Origin of the sequence: Pantoea trifolii, assembly GCF_024506435.1 — a bacterium.
GTDB lineage: Bacteria > Pseudomonadota > Gammaproteobacteria > Enterobacterales > Enterobacteriaceae > Pantoea > Pantoea trifolii.
Genome location: NZ_JANIET010000002.1, coordinates 372738 through 387783, shown reverse-complemented (window position 1 = coordinate 387783; position 15046 = coordinate 372738). Strand labels below are relative to the sequence as shown.

Below are 15046 nucleotides of genomic sequence, written 5' to 3'. Positions count from 1 at the left end.
GCGAACACCAACAGCTCACCTTTTACTCTTTTTGCTACGTACTTGATCCCGCAAGTCTCAACCCAAAGAAATTTTCGATGAAAAACCCACCAATTCCTCGCGTTAAGAAATATTGCTAGCAATAAAGTTAGAGTGGCATATCCCTTGCTTTACTCCTGACATCGCAAGATGTGTGTTCAATCAGTAGGCCGTTATGTCATCGCCGCAGGTTATGTGGGATATCGCCAGCCATCAGCGTTACGCCTACAGCTCAATCGAACATCAGGTATTGCCCGTGTGGCCAAAAGGTAAAGGTCTGGCGCTGTATATCGCCATGAATCTGGAGCATTTCGCGTTTGGCTTGCCGGAAGGCGCGAAGCTGTCGCAAGGGGCGAATCGTCTCGACGTACTGAACTATGCGTGGCGCGACTACGGCAATCGGGTCGGCGGCTGGTATCTGGCCGATCTGTTTGCCGAACTGGGTATTCCGCCAGCGGTTATTGCCAACACCGCCATCATCGATTATTGCCCGCAGCTGCTCGATCGCTGGGTAAGCCTGCCCGGCAGTGAACTGGTCGGCCACGGTCATACCAACTCGCAGCGTCAGGGCGAACTGAGCCGTGAAATGAGTTTGCGCTGATCGCCCGCTGCCAGCAGCGACTCACCGAATAGGAGATCGCCGATGGAAAGTGTGTTAATTCAACATGTCATGACGTTTGATGAGAATCAGCGCGTAGACCTGTTGCTCGAAAATGGCGTTATCGCGACGCGTGGGCATAATTTGCCGATGCCCGCAGGCGCAAAAGTCATCGATGCCAGCGGCATGCAGGCATTTCCTGGCTTAGTGGATGGCCACGCTCATCTCGACAAAACCTTGCTGGGACGCGACTGGTATCGCAACGAAGTGCCACGCAATCTGGCGGCGATCATCGCCAATGAACGCGATTATCGCCGCAAGCAGCAGCCCGATCCGCAGGTGCAGTCAGAACGTATCACGCGTCGCGCCATCGCATCAGGCACCTCATTTATTCGCACCCATGTCGATATTGATAACGAAATCGGCCTGGCGAATCTGGAAGGCGTGCTGGAAACACGGCGTCGGCTGGCCGATCAGGTGGAAATTGAAATTGTGGCGTTTCCGCAAAGCGGCATTTTGCAAAGTCCCGGCACTGAAGTGCTGTTGGATCGCGCGCTGCAAATGGGCGCCGAGCTAGTGGGCGGTTTAGATCCCTGTTCATACGATAAAGATCCGGTACGCCATCTGCAGATCATCTTCGAGCTGGCGGTTCGTCACGGCAAAAAAGTGGATATTCATCTGCACGAACGCGGTGAACTGGGCGCGTTTAGCCTTGAGTTGCTGATTGATTTTACCCGCCGTTATCAGATGCATAATCGCGTCACGCTCAGCCACGGCTTCTGTCTCGGCATGGTCGAACCGGCGCGCCAACAACAGTTTGCCGAAGAGATGGCGGAGCTGGGAATGTCGGTTGCAACAACCGCGCCGGCGGATATCGCGGTTCCGCCTCATGAATTGCTCACCGACGCGGGCGTGGCATTTTGCGCCGGTAATGACGGCGTGCGCGATACCTGGAGCCCTTACGGCAGCGGCGATATGTTGCAACGCGCCGTCACCATGGGGCTGCGCTATCGCTGGCGTCAGGATCGCCAGATTATGCGCGCGGCGCACACCATTACCTTTGGCGGTGCCCGCGTGATGACGCTGGACAATTATGGTTTGCAGCCCGGCAATCGCGCCGATTTGGTGTTGATTCCCGGCCGTAGCATGGTGGAAGCGCTGGTGGAGTTGCCGCGCGACGTAAGGTGATCAAAGGCGGCAAACTGATCGCCGCTGACGGGTAGTGCCTGTTCTGATGAGCGAAAAAGTAACCCGACTGCGCGCCGCGTGGGTGGTGGGCTATCGCGATGGCGATCACTGCCTGCTGGCGGATGGCGAAGTGGTGTGGCAGGGCGAACGCATTCTGTTTGTGGGTTTTGATTATCCTGGCGAGGTGGATGAAGAGATTAACGCCGGGAATTGTCTGGTGGGGCCGGGATTTATTGACCTTGATGCACTCGGCGACCTCGATACCACCGTGCTGGCCTTCGACAACCAGCCCGGCTGGAAAAAAGGGCGCATCGTCGCCGCCGACTGGCAGCGCCGCGATCTTTACAGCCGCGAGCAGCTTAACTTCGCCAAGCATTATGCCTACAGCCATTTGCTGCTCAACGGCATCACCAGCTTTGCGCCCATCACCTCGATTCTCTACCGTGAATGGGCCGAGGACGTTGATGAATATCTGTATGCCGCAGATGTGGCCGAATCATTAGGCGCGCGCGCGTGGCTCGGCCCGGCTTTTATGGCGGGTTACTACGCCAGTGATGAGCAGGGAGAGTTCTCATGGATTGGCAATCGCGATCGCGCGAAGAAGGGGCTGGACGATGCGGTGAAGTTTTATCAACGTCTACAGCAGCGCGGCGTTTCAACCTTAAGCGGCATGCTGGCTCCTGACAGGATCGAGGGCGGCGATGCCGTTTGGCTTAAAGATTTAGGTGACATTGTCACATCACTCGCCTGTCCAACGCGGCTGCATTGTTGTCAGAGCGAGCTGGAAGTGCGGGAAATCGCCCGTCGCTATCAGGGGCGCAGTTCGCTGCAAGTACTGGCTGACAACGGTTTGCTCAACCGCCACATGCTGTTGCCACACGGCCAGCTTCTCGGTGGATTGAACGCCGACGCCGCGCGTGTAGCAGAGGACATCGCGCGGCTGGCGCAGTCAGGTGCCTCGGTGGTGGCTTGTCCGCTGGTATCTGGTCGCCACGGCAAATATCTTGAACATTATCCGGCGCTTAAAGCGGCTGGCGTTAATCTGGCGCTTGGCACCGATACGTTTCCCGCCGATATGTTCACCAATATGCAGATGGGCGTGGTGCTGACGCGCGTGGTCACCGGCGATATCTCAGCGGCCAGCGCCGCCGATTATTACCGCATGGCAACCCTGGGTGGCGCGCAAGCGTTAGGACGCGATGATCTTGGCCGACTCGCGCCCGGCTGTCAGGCCGATATGATGATGGTCAATCTTGATCAACCCGCGCTGGGACAAGTGTTCGATCCAATTACCACGCTGGTTTTGAATGGCAATGGCCGCGATGTCACTGGCGTGATTGTGGCTGGACGCAAAGTGGTGTGGGATCGCGAACTGGTCAACAGCGGGCAGAGCGCAGCAGCCTTACACGCCGCATCGCAACAGGTGTTTTCGCACATTATCTCAACTTATCCGGAACGAACCGTTGGGCATCCGCCGGTTGAGGAGATCATGTCCTCCTCATTTCCTCGCGGGAACAGAGGCGTAAACCATGACTTATCACTACTTGCTCACCAACGTCAGGCTTGAAACCGGGTTTAACGAAATTAACGGCCATATTCAGGGCACCCAATGCGATCTCTTCACGATAGAAATCAAACACGGGCGGATGGTGGCGATTCACGGGCAGAGCGAGGTGCAAAACGCGCTGCCACCGCGTGATGCTGGCGGCATGCTGATGCTGCCAGCGTTGCGCGATATGCATATCCATCTCGATAAAACCTTCTACGGCCGCGCATGGCGAGCGGCGAAACCGAATAACGAGCAGGATATTTTCCAGATGATCGCGCTGGAACAGCAGCTGTTGCCGACGCTGCTTGCCGATTCGGTCGAACATGCGCAGCAGTTGATCGCCTTGCTGATGAGTAAAGGCACCACGGTTATGCGTAGCCACTGCAATATCGATCCGGTCAGCGGGCTGCGCAGCCTTGAACATCTGTTGTAGGCGTTAGACGCGTTTGACGGGCAGATAGCGTGCGAAATCGTGGCGTTTCCGCAACACGGTTTATTGCGTTCTGGCGTGACTTCACTAATGCGCGAGGCGCTGGCGCTCGGCTGCCAGTGGACCGGCGGACTCGATCCTTCCAAGGTTGATGGCGATATGGCACGTTCACTCGACACCATGCTGAGTCTGGCGCATGAGAGCGGCACTGGCGTGGATATTCATCTGCATGAAGCCGCCAACACCGGCATTGCCTGCATTGATCATCTGCTAAACGCGCTGGAACACGCGCCTGAACTACAAGGACGAGTGACACTCAGCCACGCTTACTGTCTGGCGCAAATCAGTGATGTTGAGGTGAAGGCGCTGGGTGAACGCATGGCCGCGCTGGGCGTTAGCCTGGCGTCTGGTTTGCCGCTGGGCAAAAATGTGATGCCGCTTCCGCTGCTGAAACAATGCGGCGTCAAGCTGATGACCGGCACCGACAGCGTCATCGATCACTGGTCACCCTTCGGCACCGGCAGCATGCTGGAGAAAGCCAATTTGTGGGCGCAGCTTTACGGACGCGGCAGCGAATTTTCACTCAATCGAGCTTTGGCGATTGCCACCGGCGATATTTTGCCGCTGGATGAGCAGGGCGCACGCATCTGGCCGCTGGCTGGCGACGCGGCTGATTTTATCCTGGTTGACGCCAGTTGTTCCGCCGAAGTGGTGGCGCGTCAGCCAGCAATTTCAGCCAGTTACTTCCGTGGCCAGCAGGTTTACCGCGCATAAATGATGTATATTTCGGTGGACTATTATGACCGATACAGGATTGAGTATGGGCGCGAAGCAAACCCCCAGACAAAAAGAGATCGCTCGCATTTATGAGTCGCTGACAATGGCGAATGCCCAGCACAAGCTGCGCCCCGGCACGCGCTTAATTGAGGCGCAGATTGTCGATGCGCTGAAAGCCAATCGCAACCATGTGCAGGCGGCGCTGCAGCGCATGGCGTTGCAACACATCGTCACCATCGAACCTAATGTCGGCGCCATTGTTGCGCAGCCATCAGCCACCACCGCGCGTGAGATCTTCACCGCTCGCCATGCCATTGAATCGGCCATAATTGCCTGCATTACACCGCAAAAAATGGCGGCGTTTGCCGTGCAATTGCAGCAGCAGCAAAAAGAAGAACATGAAGCGATTCACAGCCAGGAACGACAGCGGGTGGTGTATCAGCTTGGCGCGTTTCATCTGCTGTTAGGCAAAATTGCCGACAACAAAGTGCTGGAAGATATTCTCAATAATTTGATGGTGTTAAGTTCGTTAATTGTGATGCTGTATCAGCGCAATGAGATGCCGGTTTGTCAGTGCGACGAGCATCAGCACATCATTGATGAACTGATTGCCGGCAATACCGCTAAAGCGCAGCAACTGATGCGCGATCATCTTATTGAGCTGGAGCAGCAGCTGGATATTTCTGAAGCGTCACCGTATGCCATGACGCTGGTGCAGGCTCTTCATAAAGCGGAGGAATAATGGAATTAGAAACAACCCGACTGCGGCTGGAACCCTTTGAACTCGCGCATTTTGACGGACTGCGGGCGATGGAAAACGACCCGGAAATTATGCGTTATATCAGTAATGGCGTGGTTAAAACGCCAGAAGAAACCCTGGCGAGTATTGAACGCGTTCAATCGCGCTGGCAGCAATATGGTTTTTCCTGGTGGGCGATGCGGGAAAAAGCGTCTGGCGAAATCGTTGGTGCGTGCTGCCTGCAGCATTTAGCCAATCAGGATGGCGCGCCGTTGGAAATAGGCTGGCGTCTTAATGCTAATTATCACGGTAAAGGTTTTGCCACAGAAGCCGCGCAGGCGATGGTTAAGTTTGCGGTCGAACATGTCGGGGTTAACTATCTGGTCGCGGTGGCCGATCCTGAAAATGCCGCATCGCAAAAGGTGATGCAGCGGCTGGGCATGACCTACAAAGCGATTGAGCAACACTACGATGTGCCTTGCGTGGTGTATGAGCTGCATATTTAGGCATTCATGAACAAGTGCCAGCAACAATTTATGACATATTCCTGTTTCGGTGATTTCACAGGAATGGAATATGGAACAGCACGATATTGGTTTTAGCCACATAGCGCTGCAAGTCAGAGATTTAGAACGCAGCATCGACTTTTATCAACGTTACGCAGGGATGCAGGTGATCCATGAGCGTGAACCCGGCATTGCAGAAGCGCAAAAAGTCGCATGGCTTTCTGATTTGACGCGTCCGTTTGCGCTGGTGCTGGTGCAATCTCAAACCACGGTGGATACTCCTTTAGGGCCGTTTGGTCACATTGGCGTTGCGTGCGACAGCAAAGAAGAGATTGATGCCAAAGTTATTTTGGCAGAACGCGAAGGCGTGTTACGCCGACCCGCGCAGCAATCATCCGCGCCAGTAGGCTATTGGGCATTTTTCGCCGATCCAGATGGCAACACGCTTGAGCTTTCATACGGCCAGCAGATTGGCCTTGAGATTATTACCAGCCGCCTTAATGCGGATGTTTGATCAGAAGCGTCACTCGAAAGGGTGACGGTTGATATCGGGATTAGGTGAGGTTTTAGTGCGCGTTCAGATACTTCATTTAACATAATCATGATTATGCGCACCTAATTGAGAATCCAATTTGATAATGTCACCTGATAGCTAGTTAACCCCGCATTAAGCAGATATCGGGAATATTTGAGGGGTAAACCACATCGTCATTATTCCGCAGTTCATTTAGATCCCACCAGTGATAATCATCAATGACTGTTTTTTCATTTTCAGTCCATCCGCTGGTACTGATTTCTTCATCAGCGACTTTAATTAAATAAAATCGCTCATTTGCCAGAACCACCTCACCGCTGGGTAGAGTCATTTCAAAAGTTCTCTCCGTTAACGGCTGCCCCACATCATCAACATAGATACCTGTTTCTTCTCTAAGCTCCCTGATGGCTGCCTGCTCAAAAGTCTCTCCTGATTTCACGCCTCCACCGGGGGTGGCCCAGTATGCTTTACCGGCCAGCGCATCATTTTCATGCCTGAACCTGAACAATAAAACCTGATTGAGAGAATTGATAATAAGCAAACGGGCCGAATCACGGGTACGCACTGGATAACTCCTTGATCATTTTAAATACAAAACAAAGCTTAATCGAGATGCATCGATGTTTCATGTAGATGTCGCCAGATCACCGATCCATCCTGATTTAGTTCAAACACAACTGTCGAAAAACGAAGTGTGGCCGCCAGCTCGCAAATTTTCTGCCGTTCTTTATAGGTTACGATTGCCCCCCCTTCACTCTCAGCAACAATCTGCAAATCAGTGATTTCAATATTAAGGCCCGGTCGTGCGCCACGCTGAGTGCGAAAGAAACTATTCAATTGGTTGAAGTTGAGTAATACACCCCCCGTCGTCATCATCGAATACGCTGGACTAAAGCGAGCGAGTAATTTCTCGCAAACCTCATCATCCGCTGCTGAATTTCCCAGCCAATTGCGGATGAGTTCATGCGCATCCATTACTTCCTTGAAATAACGATTCATTTTTGCTCCTGTTTTAAAGTAAATATAATGTCCTGATTAGCTATGCGGAAACAACATGCTATGGGTATAACGGCGCTGCATGCCGCTATGGCAAAACACAGATGATAGGCTTGGTATGTTGGAACCCCGGTGTCGGCTATAACGTTAAATAACAGACTGATGAGGGTAACGCCCAGACAGAAGCTGAGCTGACGATTGATATTCCAAATGGCGCTGGCATCAGCAAGTTCATTCTCTGCTATTTGAATGAAAGCAGAACTTTGTGCCGTGCTACTGCATAAGCTCCCACCGAATCCCATCAGTGTGAAGGCCGATATACATATCACAACATCAGCATCATGACCTGACATGGCCAGTAGCCCAATGCCTGTCGCCTGAATCAGACAACCCGAAATAAATAACGGGCTTGGCCCAAATGTATTGAATTTTTTGCCGGTCAACGTGATCGCCGCAAACGATGCTAGTGACCATGGTAGCATCATGGCTCCGACTAATGAGGCATGCATGCCAAGCTGGTTTTGCAGGTAGAGCATAGCGATCATACTCACTCCCATGAATAAACCTGGTATGAACTGGTAAATCAGCATCGCGGTCTGTAAGAGAGGATCTTTTACCAGGCGCAAGTTTAGGAGAGGATGCGTTTTATGCATGGCATTCCATACGTATCCGGCCATGATGAATGAGCCCAACAGTAGCAGTAGACCACCTTGCTGGAAATGCTGAGAGTCACCCAGATACGTCAGTCCAAAAAGTATCAGGGTCAATCCTGTACAACCGCCGATCAAACCTCCTACATCCAGGCTCTCATGATTTTCGCGACGTTGGTCTGATTTAAGCCAGCATGCGGCTAATGCAAGGGCGATAACTGACAGCGGTACACTTGCAAAAAATACCCAGCGCCAGCTGAGGCTTTCAACCAATATCCCTCCGATAACTGGCGAGAGTGCTGGCGCAAGTAACGCTACTAACATCACAGCAGAAGATAATCGTGCGCGTTCATGACTTTTAAACAACGCATAGGTCATTGTTTGCCCCAGAGGAATCAACATGCCACCGCCCATTCCCTGTATCCCTCGCCAGGTAATCAACTGTACTAGCGATGAAGACGACCCCACACCACAACTCCCAATAATGAAAATCATCAGGGAAACCATAAACAGGCGCTTAGTGCCAAAACGTTTAGCCAGGTAATTGCTAAGCGGTATTACCAGCGTAAGCGCCAGAATATAGCTGTTACTTATCCACGCCAGTTGATTCACCGGCGAGTCAAACTCACGAGCAATTTCAGGATAAGCAACATTGGCAATAAACATGTTTACCAGGTCGATAAAAAATCCTAGCAAATATACACAGCCCACACGCACACGATAAGTCATCTTTTTCTCATCAAAACAGCATAATGCGTGAACTATAGGAACATTAGTTACCATGATAAATGCGCATTCGGTTGTTACACTGTCAAAGATATTTTGACAGTCGGATTCTTTAATGGGAGTAACTGATGATTAATCTGCAGCGTCTTGAGATGTTTGTTGCAGTGGTAGAAGCCGGTAGTTTCACTAAAGCATCCGATACGCTGGGGCTGACTAAAGCGGTAGTCAGCTTCAATATTAAACAGCTTGAAGGTGAGCTGGGTGTCTCATTGCTGACTCGTAGCACGCGACGTGTGTCTGCTACGGACAGTGGAGAAAGGTTTTATCAGCGTTGCCGGCAACTTCTGCAGGATGCTGAACGCGTCCTTGATGAAGTACGACGCGATCATACCGGATTGATTGGATTATTACGCATTACCACTACACCCGAGTATGGATCGCGAGTGGTTGTGCCGGCTCTGGCAGAATTTTCATCCAGACATCCACAACTGCGTATTCAACACGTTTCATCATCAAAGAATGACGACCTTATTTCTGGACGTTTTGATGTGGCAATCCGGCTTGGCCAACTTGCCGATTCAAGTCACCATGCACGGCTCATCGATCGCTTCGATATTTATCCCGTAGCTTCCCCAGACTATCTCAACACTGTGAAAGACCATCCCATTACCACTCTGGAGCAACTTGCTGATGCGAGATGGATTGCACATAGCCGTCTGTCAGCACCATTGAGCTGGCAAGTTACAACACCATCATGTGAAAGCGTGATTTTCAACGTGCATAGTCCCGCCACAATCATGGCCGACAATGCGGCATCACTCCTGGCTTTTGCTCTAGGAGGGGCTGGCATTGCCCTCTTACCTGCGTGGCTTGTAAAGGAAGAGTTGCGCCTGGGGAAGTTAATCCAACTACTGCCAGATCATCATTTTCCCCGCCAGGGAATTTATGCGCTCTACCCCAACACTCGCCATGTACCTGAAAAAGTACGAGCGTTCATCGACTTTTTGCAAAACAGAGTTGTATGCGCTCAATGAGAACTGACACGAGCGAGTTGCAAACCCTTCAATGACCATGCACCGTCAACCCGACTAACCGGACCACAATCGGGCGTACCACGAGTATGCAAACGAAAGCTGCTGGCATCGCAACTTGATATGCATTCATCACATTTTCCATATAATGCGGGCCGATACCAAACTCGGCGAAGGTGATGACCAGGCTCATCAGAAACGCCATGATGGTCGCCATGTAAAGCGCAAAGATATAAGGTGAAACATGTTTTGGCAGGCGTCTGCGTGCGGTATTTTTCTCAATGGCTGCTGTCATAACGCTATCCTGTTTAGTCAGTTTAAGCAAAACAGCCGGTAACCTATCAAGCGAATCATGATGCGGGTAGAACACTGCTGCTTTAATCATTATTAAGTAAAAGCAACGAATCGCATATTGAGGGATGTATGGACTTACTGGGATTGATTAACACGTTTATCCGCGTAGTGGAAAACGGCAGCATTGCCGCCGCCGCGCGCGCGAAAGGAATGAGTCCAGCGGCGGTCAGCCAGAGCGTTGCGCGTCTGGAGACACATTTAGGCGTGCGATTGTTATCACGCACCACCCGCAGTATGACGTTAACCGAGAGCGGTAAACGCTACTTTGAAAAAGTCCGACATATTCCCCAGGACATTGACCTTGCCTCGCAGGCTGCGGCGATTGAAACCAAACCGCAGGGCTCACTTTGCATCGCCACTACGGCCGCTTTTGGCAGACACGTTCTTGCCCCGCTGATGCCCGCTTTTAAACAAACTTACCCCGATATTGATATCGAACTGATCAGTACCGACCGCAATGTCGATCACCGTTTAGAAGGCGTCGACGTCAGTATTCGTATTGAGGCGCAACTAAACGATCAACTCATCGCCCGCAAAATTGCCTCATTACCCTTTATCTTCTGCGCAGCACCCGCTTATCTGGCGCGCGCGGGCATTCCTAAAATGCCTGAAGAGCTGAGCCAGCACGCATGTTTAGTTTTCCGCTATCCAACCGATGGACGCTTTCTTCCGTGGACGTTTATGGTCAACGGCCAGCCGGTGAACGCAAAGCTCAATCCAGAGTTCATCAGTGACGATATTGATATCATTGCGAAAATCGCCGAAAACGGCGGTGGCATTGCCCGGCTGGCGAGTTTTATCGCTCAACCGTTGATTGAGCGGGGCCAACTCATAGCTTTGTTCCACTCAGATCAAGGAGATAAAAGCGATGTTGCGGCTTTGCCAATGAATATTTATGCCTGTGTTAACGAGCGTTCGGCGCTAAATTCCAAGGTAAGAGCGTTCATCGCCTTTTTGGAACAACAGCTCGTCTAAGACAAACTTAAATCCAACATATTGGGTGTAAAAGCCACTTGAGGCCAATAAAACACACTATGTTGGATTTATATCGATGTCATCGTGACCCCATTTTGTCATAGGCTTTTCACTCCCATTTAACCGCCCCTACCAGCTTTTATTACTCTCGCTCATAAACCCATTCAGTGATTGCCGATAGTGCTTTTGCAGATGCCGACTATGCTTACCCTTCTAAAACCATACAAAAATAAGTTGTACCTCAACATTTCACCCTTTTACTGGAGGTTTGGCATGAGCAGCCAACACTTAACAACACCCGCGCCTGCAATGTTGCCAATCAGCTTCAAAGTCAACGGCATACAGCAGCAATTAGATGTGGATACCCGCACCACTCTGCTGGACGCGTTGCGTGAGCACCTGCATCTGACCGGCACCAAAAAAGGCTGCGATCACGGTCAATGCGGCGCCTGTACGGTAATGGTCAACGGTCGTCGCATCAATTCGTGCCTGACGCTCGCCGTGATGCAGCAGGATGCGGAAATCACCACCATTGAAGGCTTAGGAAATCCTGACGAGCTGCATCCCTTGCAGGCGGCATTCATTAAGCATGATGGTTACCAGTGCGGCTACTGCACGCCGGGGCAAATCTGTTCCTCGATGGCGGTGCTGGAAGAGATCAAAGCGGGCATTCCCAGCCACGTCACCCACGATTTAGTCTCCGCACCGCAACTCACCGCGGATGAAATCCGCGAGCGTATGAGTGGCAATATCTGTCGTTGCGGGGCCTATTCCAACATTCTTGCGGCGATAGAAGAGTACGCGGAGGGCCTGGAATCATGAAAGCCTTCACCTATCAGCGGGTAAAAACCCCGGCCGAAGCCGCTACCAGCGCACAGCAACACACCAATGCCAAATTCATCGCGGGCGGCACCAATTTGCTCGACCTGATGAAGCTGGAGATTGAAACACCCGCACATCTTATTGATGTGAATGGCCTTGAGCTGGACAAAATTGAAGCCATGGCGGATGGCGGATTACGCATCGGCGCGTTGGTGCGTAACACCGATCTGGCGGCCGATGCGCGCGTTCGTCGTGATTATGGCGTGCTGTCGCGCGCGTTAGTGGCTGGCGCTTCCGGCCAGTTACGCAATCAGGCAACCACCGCAGGAAATTTGTTGCAGCGTACGCGTTGTCCCTACTTCTATGATACCAACCAACCGTGCAACAAGCGTTTGCCCGGCAGCGGCTGCGCGGCGCTGGACGGCTTTAGTCGCCAGCATGCGGTGGTCGGTACCAGTCAAGACTGTATCGCCACCCACCCGAGCGATATGGCAGTGGCGATGCGTTTGCTGGATGCGGTGGTAGAAACGGTCAGCCCGGATGGCAGTGAGCGCAACATCCCGATTGCTGAATTCTATCGCGCGCCTGGCAACACGCCGCATCTGGAAACCGTGCTCAATCCTGGCGAGCTGATTGTTGCGGTTTCACTGCCGGCACCGCTGGGCGGCACACACATTTACCGTAAGGTGCGCGATCGCGCGTCCTACGCTTTTGCGCTGGTCTCGGTCGCCGCCATCATTCAGCCGGATAACTCCGGTCGCGTGGCGCTCGGTGGCGTGGCACATCAGCCGTGGCGGCTGGAAGAGGCGGATAACGCGGTGATTCAGGGCGCTAAGGCGGTGAGCGATCGGCTATTTGCCACGGCACAACCCACCGCTGAAAACGAGTTCAAAATCATTCTGGCGCAGCGCACGCTCGCTTCCGTATTGGCAGAAGCGAGGGGATAACTGATGAAATTCGAAAAACCCGCAGGCAATAATCCGATTGATCAGCTCAAAGTGGTCGGTCAACCACTTAATCGTATCGACGGACCGCTGAAAACCTCCGGCCAGGCGCATTACGCTTACGAATGGCATAACGAAGCGCCCGATGCGGCGTACGGCTATGTGGTCGGCGCGCCGATCGCCAAAGGGAAAATCACCGCCATTGATGTGCAAGCCGCGCAAAATGCGCCGGGCGTCTTAACGGTGGTGACAGCTAACAACGCAGGAAAACTGGGTAAAGGCGATAAAAATACGGCCCGTTTGTTGGCTGAAGATACCATCGAACACTATCATCAGGCGGTCGCATTGGTGATTGCCGAGACGTTTGAGCAGGCGCGTGCCGCGGCGAGTTTAGTCAAGGTGGATTATCAGCGAGAGCACGGTGTTTATAATCTCGCGCAGCAAAAGCCGGAGGTCACTTCCTCTCCCGAAGACACGCCTGACAAGGCCGTGGGTGATTTCGCCGCTGCGTTTGCTGCGTCTGGCGTCAAGTTGGATGCGCACTACACCACGCCGGACCAGAGTCATACCGCGATGGAACCGCACGCCTCGATGGCAACATGGCAAGGTGACAAACTCACCGTCTGGACCTCGAATCAGATGATCGACTGGTGCCGCACCGATCTGGCCGCCACGCTCAACATGCCGATGGAAAAGATCCGCATCGTGTCGCCTTATATCGGCGGCGGCTTTGGCGGCAAGCTGTTCCTGCGCAGCGATGCGGTGTTAGCTGCGTTGGGCGCGCGCGCCGTTCAGCGTCCGGTCAAAGTGATGCTGCCTCGGCCACTCATCGCCAATAACACCACGCATCGACCGGCCACCATTCAGCACATCCGCATCGGCACCGATCAATCCGGTAAGATTCAGGCCATCGCGCATGAAAGCTGGTCCGGTAATTTGCCGGATGGCACACCGGAAACTGCCGTGCAGCAGACGGAACTGCTTTACGCCGGTGCTAACCGCTTTACCGGATTACGACTGGCCACGCTGGATCTACCTGAAGGTAACGCCATGCGCGCACCGGGCGAAGCGCCGGGATTGATGGCGCTGGAGATTGCCATCGATGAAATGGCGGAAAAAGTCGGGATCGATCCCATCGCTTTCCGCATTCTCAATGATACGCAGGTCGATCCGGCTAAACCCGAGCGCCCTTTCTCCCGCCGTCAGTTGGTTGAGTGTTTGAACACCGGCGCCGAGCGGTTTGGCTGGTCAGGTCGCAACGCTAAACCGGCGATGGTTAAGGATGGGCGCTGGTTGGTCGGCATGGGCGTTGCAGCGGGCTTTCGTAACAACATGGTGACGTCTTCCGGTGCGCGCGTGCATCTGGACGGTAAAGGCATCATCACCGTTGAAACCGACATGACCGACATCGGCACCGGCAGCTACACCATCCTCGCACAAACCGCGGCGGAGATGATGGGCGTGCCGATTGAGCGCGTGGTGGTTCGCTTAGGCGATTCTGACTTCCCGGTTTCTGCCGGTTCCGGCGGCCAATGGGGCGCGAACACCTCAACCTCCGGCGTTTACGCCGCCTGCGTGAAATTGCGTGAAGCGGTCGCCAGCAAACTGGGCTTTGACGCGCAACGCGCCACCTTCAGCGAGGGTCAGGTGCATGACGGCAACCAGAGCGCGACGCTCGCCCAGGCCGCCGCCGAAGCCATCATCACCGTGGAAGATACCATCGAGTTTGGCGATCTTGACGAGCAATATCAGCAATCCACTTTCGCCGGACACTTCATCGAAGTCGGCGTGGATGTCGCCACAGGCGAAGTGCGTGTGCGGCGCATGCTGGCAGTTTGTGCCGCCGGACGCATTCTCAATCCCAAAACCGCGCGCAGTCAGGTGATTGGCGCTATGACGATGGGCCTTGGCGGCGCGCTGATGGAGGAACTGTTCGTCGATGACCGCCTCGGGTATTTCGTCAACCACGATATGGCGGGCTACGAAGTGCCGGTTCACGCCGATATCCCGCAGCAGGAGGTGATTTTCCTTGATGACACCGATCCCATCTCATCACCGATGAAAGCCAAAGGCGTCGGTGAACTCGGCTTGTGCGGCGTCAGCGCGGCAATCGCCAATGCCATTTACAACGCCACCGGGGTGCGCGTGCGTGATTATCCGGTCACGCTGGATAAGTTACTTAAAGGCTTGCCCGCCCTTGTCTAACGC

The 15046-nt window shown here is 53.3% G+C and carries 17 protein-coding genes; 13 read left to right on the top strand and 4 right to left on the bottom strand.

Going from position 1 to position 15046, the window contains the following annotated elements:
- Window positions 1-193 precede the first annotated feature (193 nt).
- The 8 genes from NQH49_RS21210 (at window position 194) to NQH49_RS21175 (ending at window position 6319) form a co-directional block, all read left to right on the top strand.
- Entirely contained in the window at window positions 194-619 is a 426-nt protein-coding gene (locus tag NQH49_RS21210; protein ID WP_256698717.1) for a polysaccharide deacetylase family protein, read from the top strand.
- A 42-nt stretch (window positions 620-661) separates the two neighbouring features.
- Window positions 662-1804: an amidohydrolase gene (locus NQH49_RS21205; RefSeq protein ID WP_256698716.1), complete on the top strand. Its 1143-nt coding sequence runs from the start codon at window positions 662-664 to the stop codon at window positions 1802-1804.
- Window positions 1805-1850: 46 nt separating this feature from the next.
- A complete protein-coding gene (locus tag NQH49_RS21200) occupies window positions 1851-3371 on the top strand; it encodes a chlorohydrolase family protein (protein WP_256698715.1) in 1521 nt (506 codons plus the stop codon).
- A complete protein-coding gene (locus NQH49_RS21195) occupies window positions 3334-3786 on the top strand; it encodes an amidohydrolase family protein (protein WP_256698714.1) in 453 nt (150 codons plus the stop codon). The genes NQH49_RS21200 and NQH49_RS21195 overlap by 38 nt, the downstream gene beginning before the upstream one ends.
- 39 nt (window positions 3787-3825) lie before the next feature.
- Complete coding sequence (locus NQH49_RS21190) at window positions 3826-4557, top strand: amidohydrolase family protein (protein ID WP_256698713.1); 732 nt, start codon at window positions 3826-3828, stop codon at window positions 4555-4557.
- Between the two features lie 46 nt (window positions 4558-4603).
- On the top strand, window positions 4604-5302 hold the full coding sequence (locus NQH49_RS21185; RefSeq protein WP_256699138.1) for a GntR family transcriptional regulator: 699 nt from the start codon (window positions 4604-4606) through the stop codon (window positions 5300-5302).
- A complete protein-coding gene (locus tag NQH49_RS21180; protein WP_256698712.1) occupies window positions 5302-5805 on the top strand; it encodes a GNAT family N-acetyltransferase in 504 nt (167 codons plus the stop codon). The genes NQH49_RS21185 and NQH49_RS21180 overlap by 1 nt, the downstream gene beginning before the upstream one ends.
- Before the next feature lie 70 nt (window positions 5806-5875).
- On the top strand, window positions 5876-6319 hold the full coding sequence (locus NQH49_RS21175) for a VOC family protein (RefSeq protein WP_008106184.1): 444 nt from the start codon (window positions 5876-5878) through the stop codon (window positions 6317-6319).
- A 142-nt stretch (window positions 6320-6461) separates the two neighbouring features.
- Here NQH49_RS21175 and NQH49_RS21170 read toward each other — a convergent pair whose 3' ends face one another.
- Genes NQH49_RS21170 through NQH49_RS21160 form a run of 3 tightly spaced genes read right to left on the bottom strand, consistent with a single transcriptional unit; the run spans window position 6462 to window position 8715 of the window.
- Window positions 6462-6905, bottom strand: a complete 444-nt coding sequence (locus NQH49_RS21170) for an NUDIX hydrolase (RefSeq protein ID WP_256698711.1) — start codon at window positions 6903-6905, stop codon at window positions 6462-6464.
- A 38-nt stretch (window positions 6906-6943) separates the two neighbouring features.
- A complete protein-coding gene (locus NQH49_RS21165; RefSeq protein WP_256698710.1) occupies window positions 6944-7339 on the bottom strand; it encodes a DUF4440 domain-containing protein in 396 nt (131 codons plus the stop codon).
- The gene (locus tag NQH49_RS21160; RefSeq protein ID WP_256698709.1) at window positions 7336-8715 is read right to left on the bottom strand and encodes an MFS transporter; all 1380 of its coding nucleotides are present in this window, start codon (window positions 8713-8715) and stop codon (window positions 7336-7338) included. The genes NQH49_RS21165 and NQH49_RS21160 overlap by 4 nt, the downstream gene beginning before the upstream one ends.
- 125 nt (window positions 8716-8840) lie before the next feature.
- On the opposite strand from NQH49_RS21160, the gene NQH49_RS21155 reads away from it, so the two are divergent.
- The gene (locus NQH49_RS21155) at window positions 8841-9746 is read left to right on the top strand and encodes a LysR family transcriptional regulator (RefSeq protein ID WP_256698708.1); all 906 of its coding nucleotides are present in this window, start codon (window positions 8841-8843) and stop codon (window positions 9744-9746) included.
- A 28-nt stretch (window positions 9747-9774) separates the two neighbouring features.
- Here NQH49_RS21155 and NQH49_RS21150 read toward each other — a convergent pair whose 3' ends face one another.
- Window positions 9775-10038, bottom strand: coding sequence for a DUF2798 domain-containing protein (locus NQH49_RS21150; RefSeq protein WP_256698707.1), 264 nt, complete (start codon window positions 10036-10038; stop codon window positions 9775-9777).
- A gap of 128 nt (window positions 10039-10166) precedes the next feature.
- Here NQH49_RS21150 and NQH49_RS21145 point away from each other — a divergent pair, with 128 nt between their 5' ends.
- The 4 genes from NQH49_RS21145 to paoC all read left to right on the top strand — a co-directional run bounded on the left by NQH49_RS21145 (window position 10167) and on the right by paoC (window position 15043).
- Entirely contained in the window at window positions 10167-11072 is a 906-nt protein-coding gene (locus tag NQH49_RS21145; RefSeq protein ID WP_256698706.1) for a LysR family transcriptional regulator, read from the top strand.
- Between the two features lie 273 nt (window positions 11073-11345).
- Entirely contained in the window at window positions 11346-11894 is a 549-nt protein-coding gene (gene paoA, locus NQH49_RS21140) for an aldehyde dehydrogenase iron-sulfur subunit PaoA (RefSeq protein ID WP_256698705.1), read from the top strand.
- Complete coding sequence (locus tag NQH49_RS21135) at window positions 11891-12841, top strand: FAD binding domain-containing protein (RefSeq protein ID WP_256698704.1); 951 nt, start codon at window positions 11891-11893, stop codon at window positions 12839-12841. Before paoA ends, NQH49_RS21135 begins: the two co-directional genes overlap by 4 nt.
- 3 nt (window positions 12842-12844) lie before the next feature.
- Window positions 12845-15043, top strand: coding sequence for an aldehyde oxidoreductase molybdenum-binding subunit PaoC (paoC, locus tag NQH49_RS21130; protein ID WP_256698703.1), 2199 nt, complete (start codon window positions 12845-12847; stop codon window positions 15041-15043).
- Window positions 15044-15046 lie beyond the last annotated feature (3 nt).

Coding starts and splice junctions, on each gene's coding strand:
- NQH49_RS21210 (WP_256698717.1), top strand. CDS start 194: ATGTCATCGCCGCAGGTTATGTGGGATATCGCCAGCCATCAGCGTTAC.
- NQH49_RS21205 (WP_256698716.1), top strand. CDS start 662: ATGGAAAGTGTGTTAATTCAACATGTCATGACGTTTGATGAGAATCAG.
- NQH49_RS21200 (WP_256698715.1), top strand. CDS start 1,851: ATGAGCGAAAAAGTAACCCGACTGCGCGCCGCGTGGGTGGTGGGCTAT.
- NQH49_RS21195 (WP_256698714.1), top strand. CDS start 3,334: ATGACTTATCACTACTTGCTCACCAACGTCAGGCTTGAAACCGGGTTT.
- NQH49_RS21185 (WP_256699138.1), top strand. CDS start 4,604: ATGGGCGCGAAGCAAACCCCCAGACAAAAAGAGATCGCTCGCATTTAT.
- NQH49_RS21180 (WP_256698712.1), top strand. CDS start 5,302: ATGGAATTAGAAACAACCCGACTGCGGCTGGAACCCTTTGAACTCGCG.
- NQH49_RS21175 (WP_008106184.1), top strand. CDS start 5,876: ATGGAACAGCACGATATTGGTTTTAGCCACATAGCGCTGCAAGTCAGA.
- NQH49_RS21165 (WP_256698710.1), bottom strand. CDS start 7,339: ATGAATCGTTATTTCAAGGAAGTAATGGATGCGCATGAACTCATCCGC.
- NQH49_RS21160 (WP_256698709.1), bottom strand. CDS start 8,715: ATGACTTATCGTGTGCGTGTGGGCTGTGTATATTTGCTAGGATTTTTT.
- NQH49_RS21155 (WP_256698708.1), top strand. CDS start 8,841: ATGATTAATCTGCAGCGTCTTGAGATGTTTGTTGCAGTGGTAGAAGCC.
- NQH49_RS21150 (WP_256698707.1), bottom strand. CDS start 10,038: ATGACAGCAGCCATTGAGAAAAATACCGCACGCAGACGCCTGCCAAAA.
- NQH49_RS21145 (WP_256698706.1), top strand. CDS start 10,167: ATGGACTTACTGGGATTGATTAACACGTTTATCCGCGTAGTGGAAAAC.
- paoA (WP_256698705.1), top strand. CDS start 11,346: ATGAGCAGCCAACACTTAACAACACCCGCGCCTGCAATGTTGCCAATC.
- NQH49_RS21135 (WP_256698704.1), top strand. CDS start 11,891: ATGAAAGCCTTCACCTATCAGCGGGTAAAAACCCCGGCCGAAGCCGCT.
- paoC (WP_256698703.1), top strand. CDS start 12,845: ATGAAATTCGAAAAACCCGCAGGCAATAATCCGATTGATCAGCTCAAA.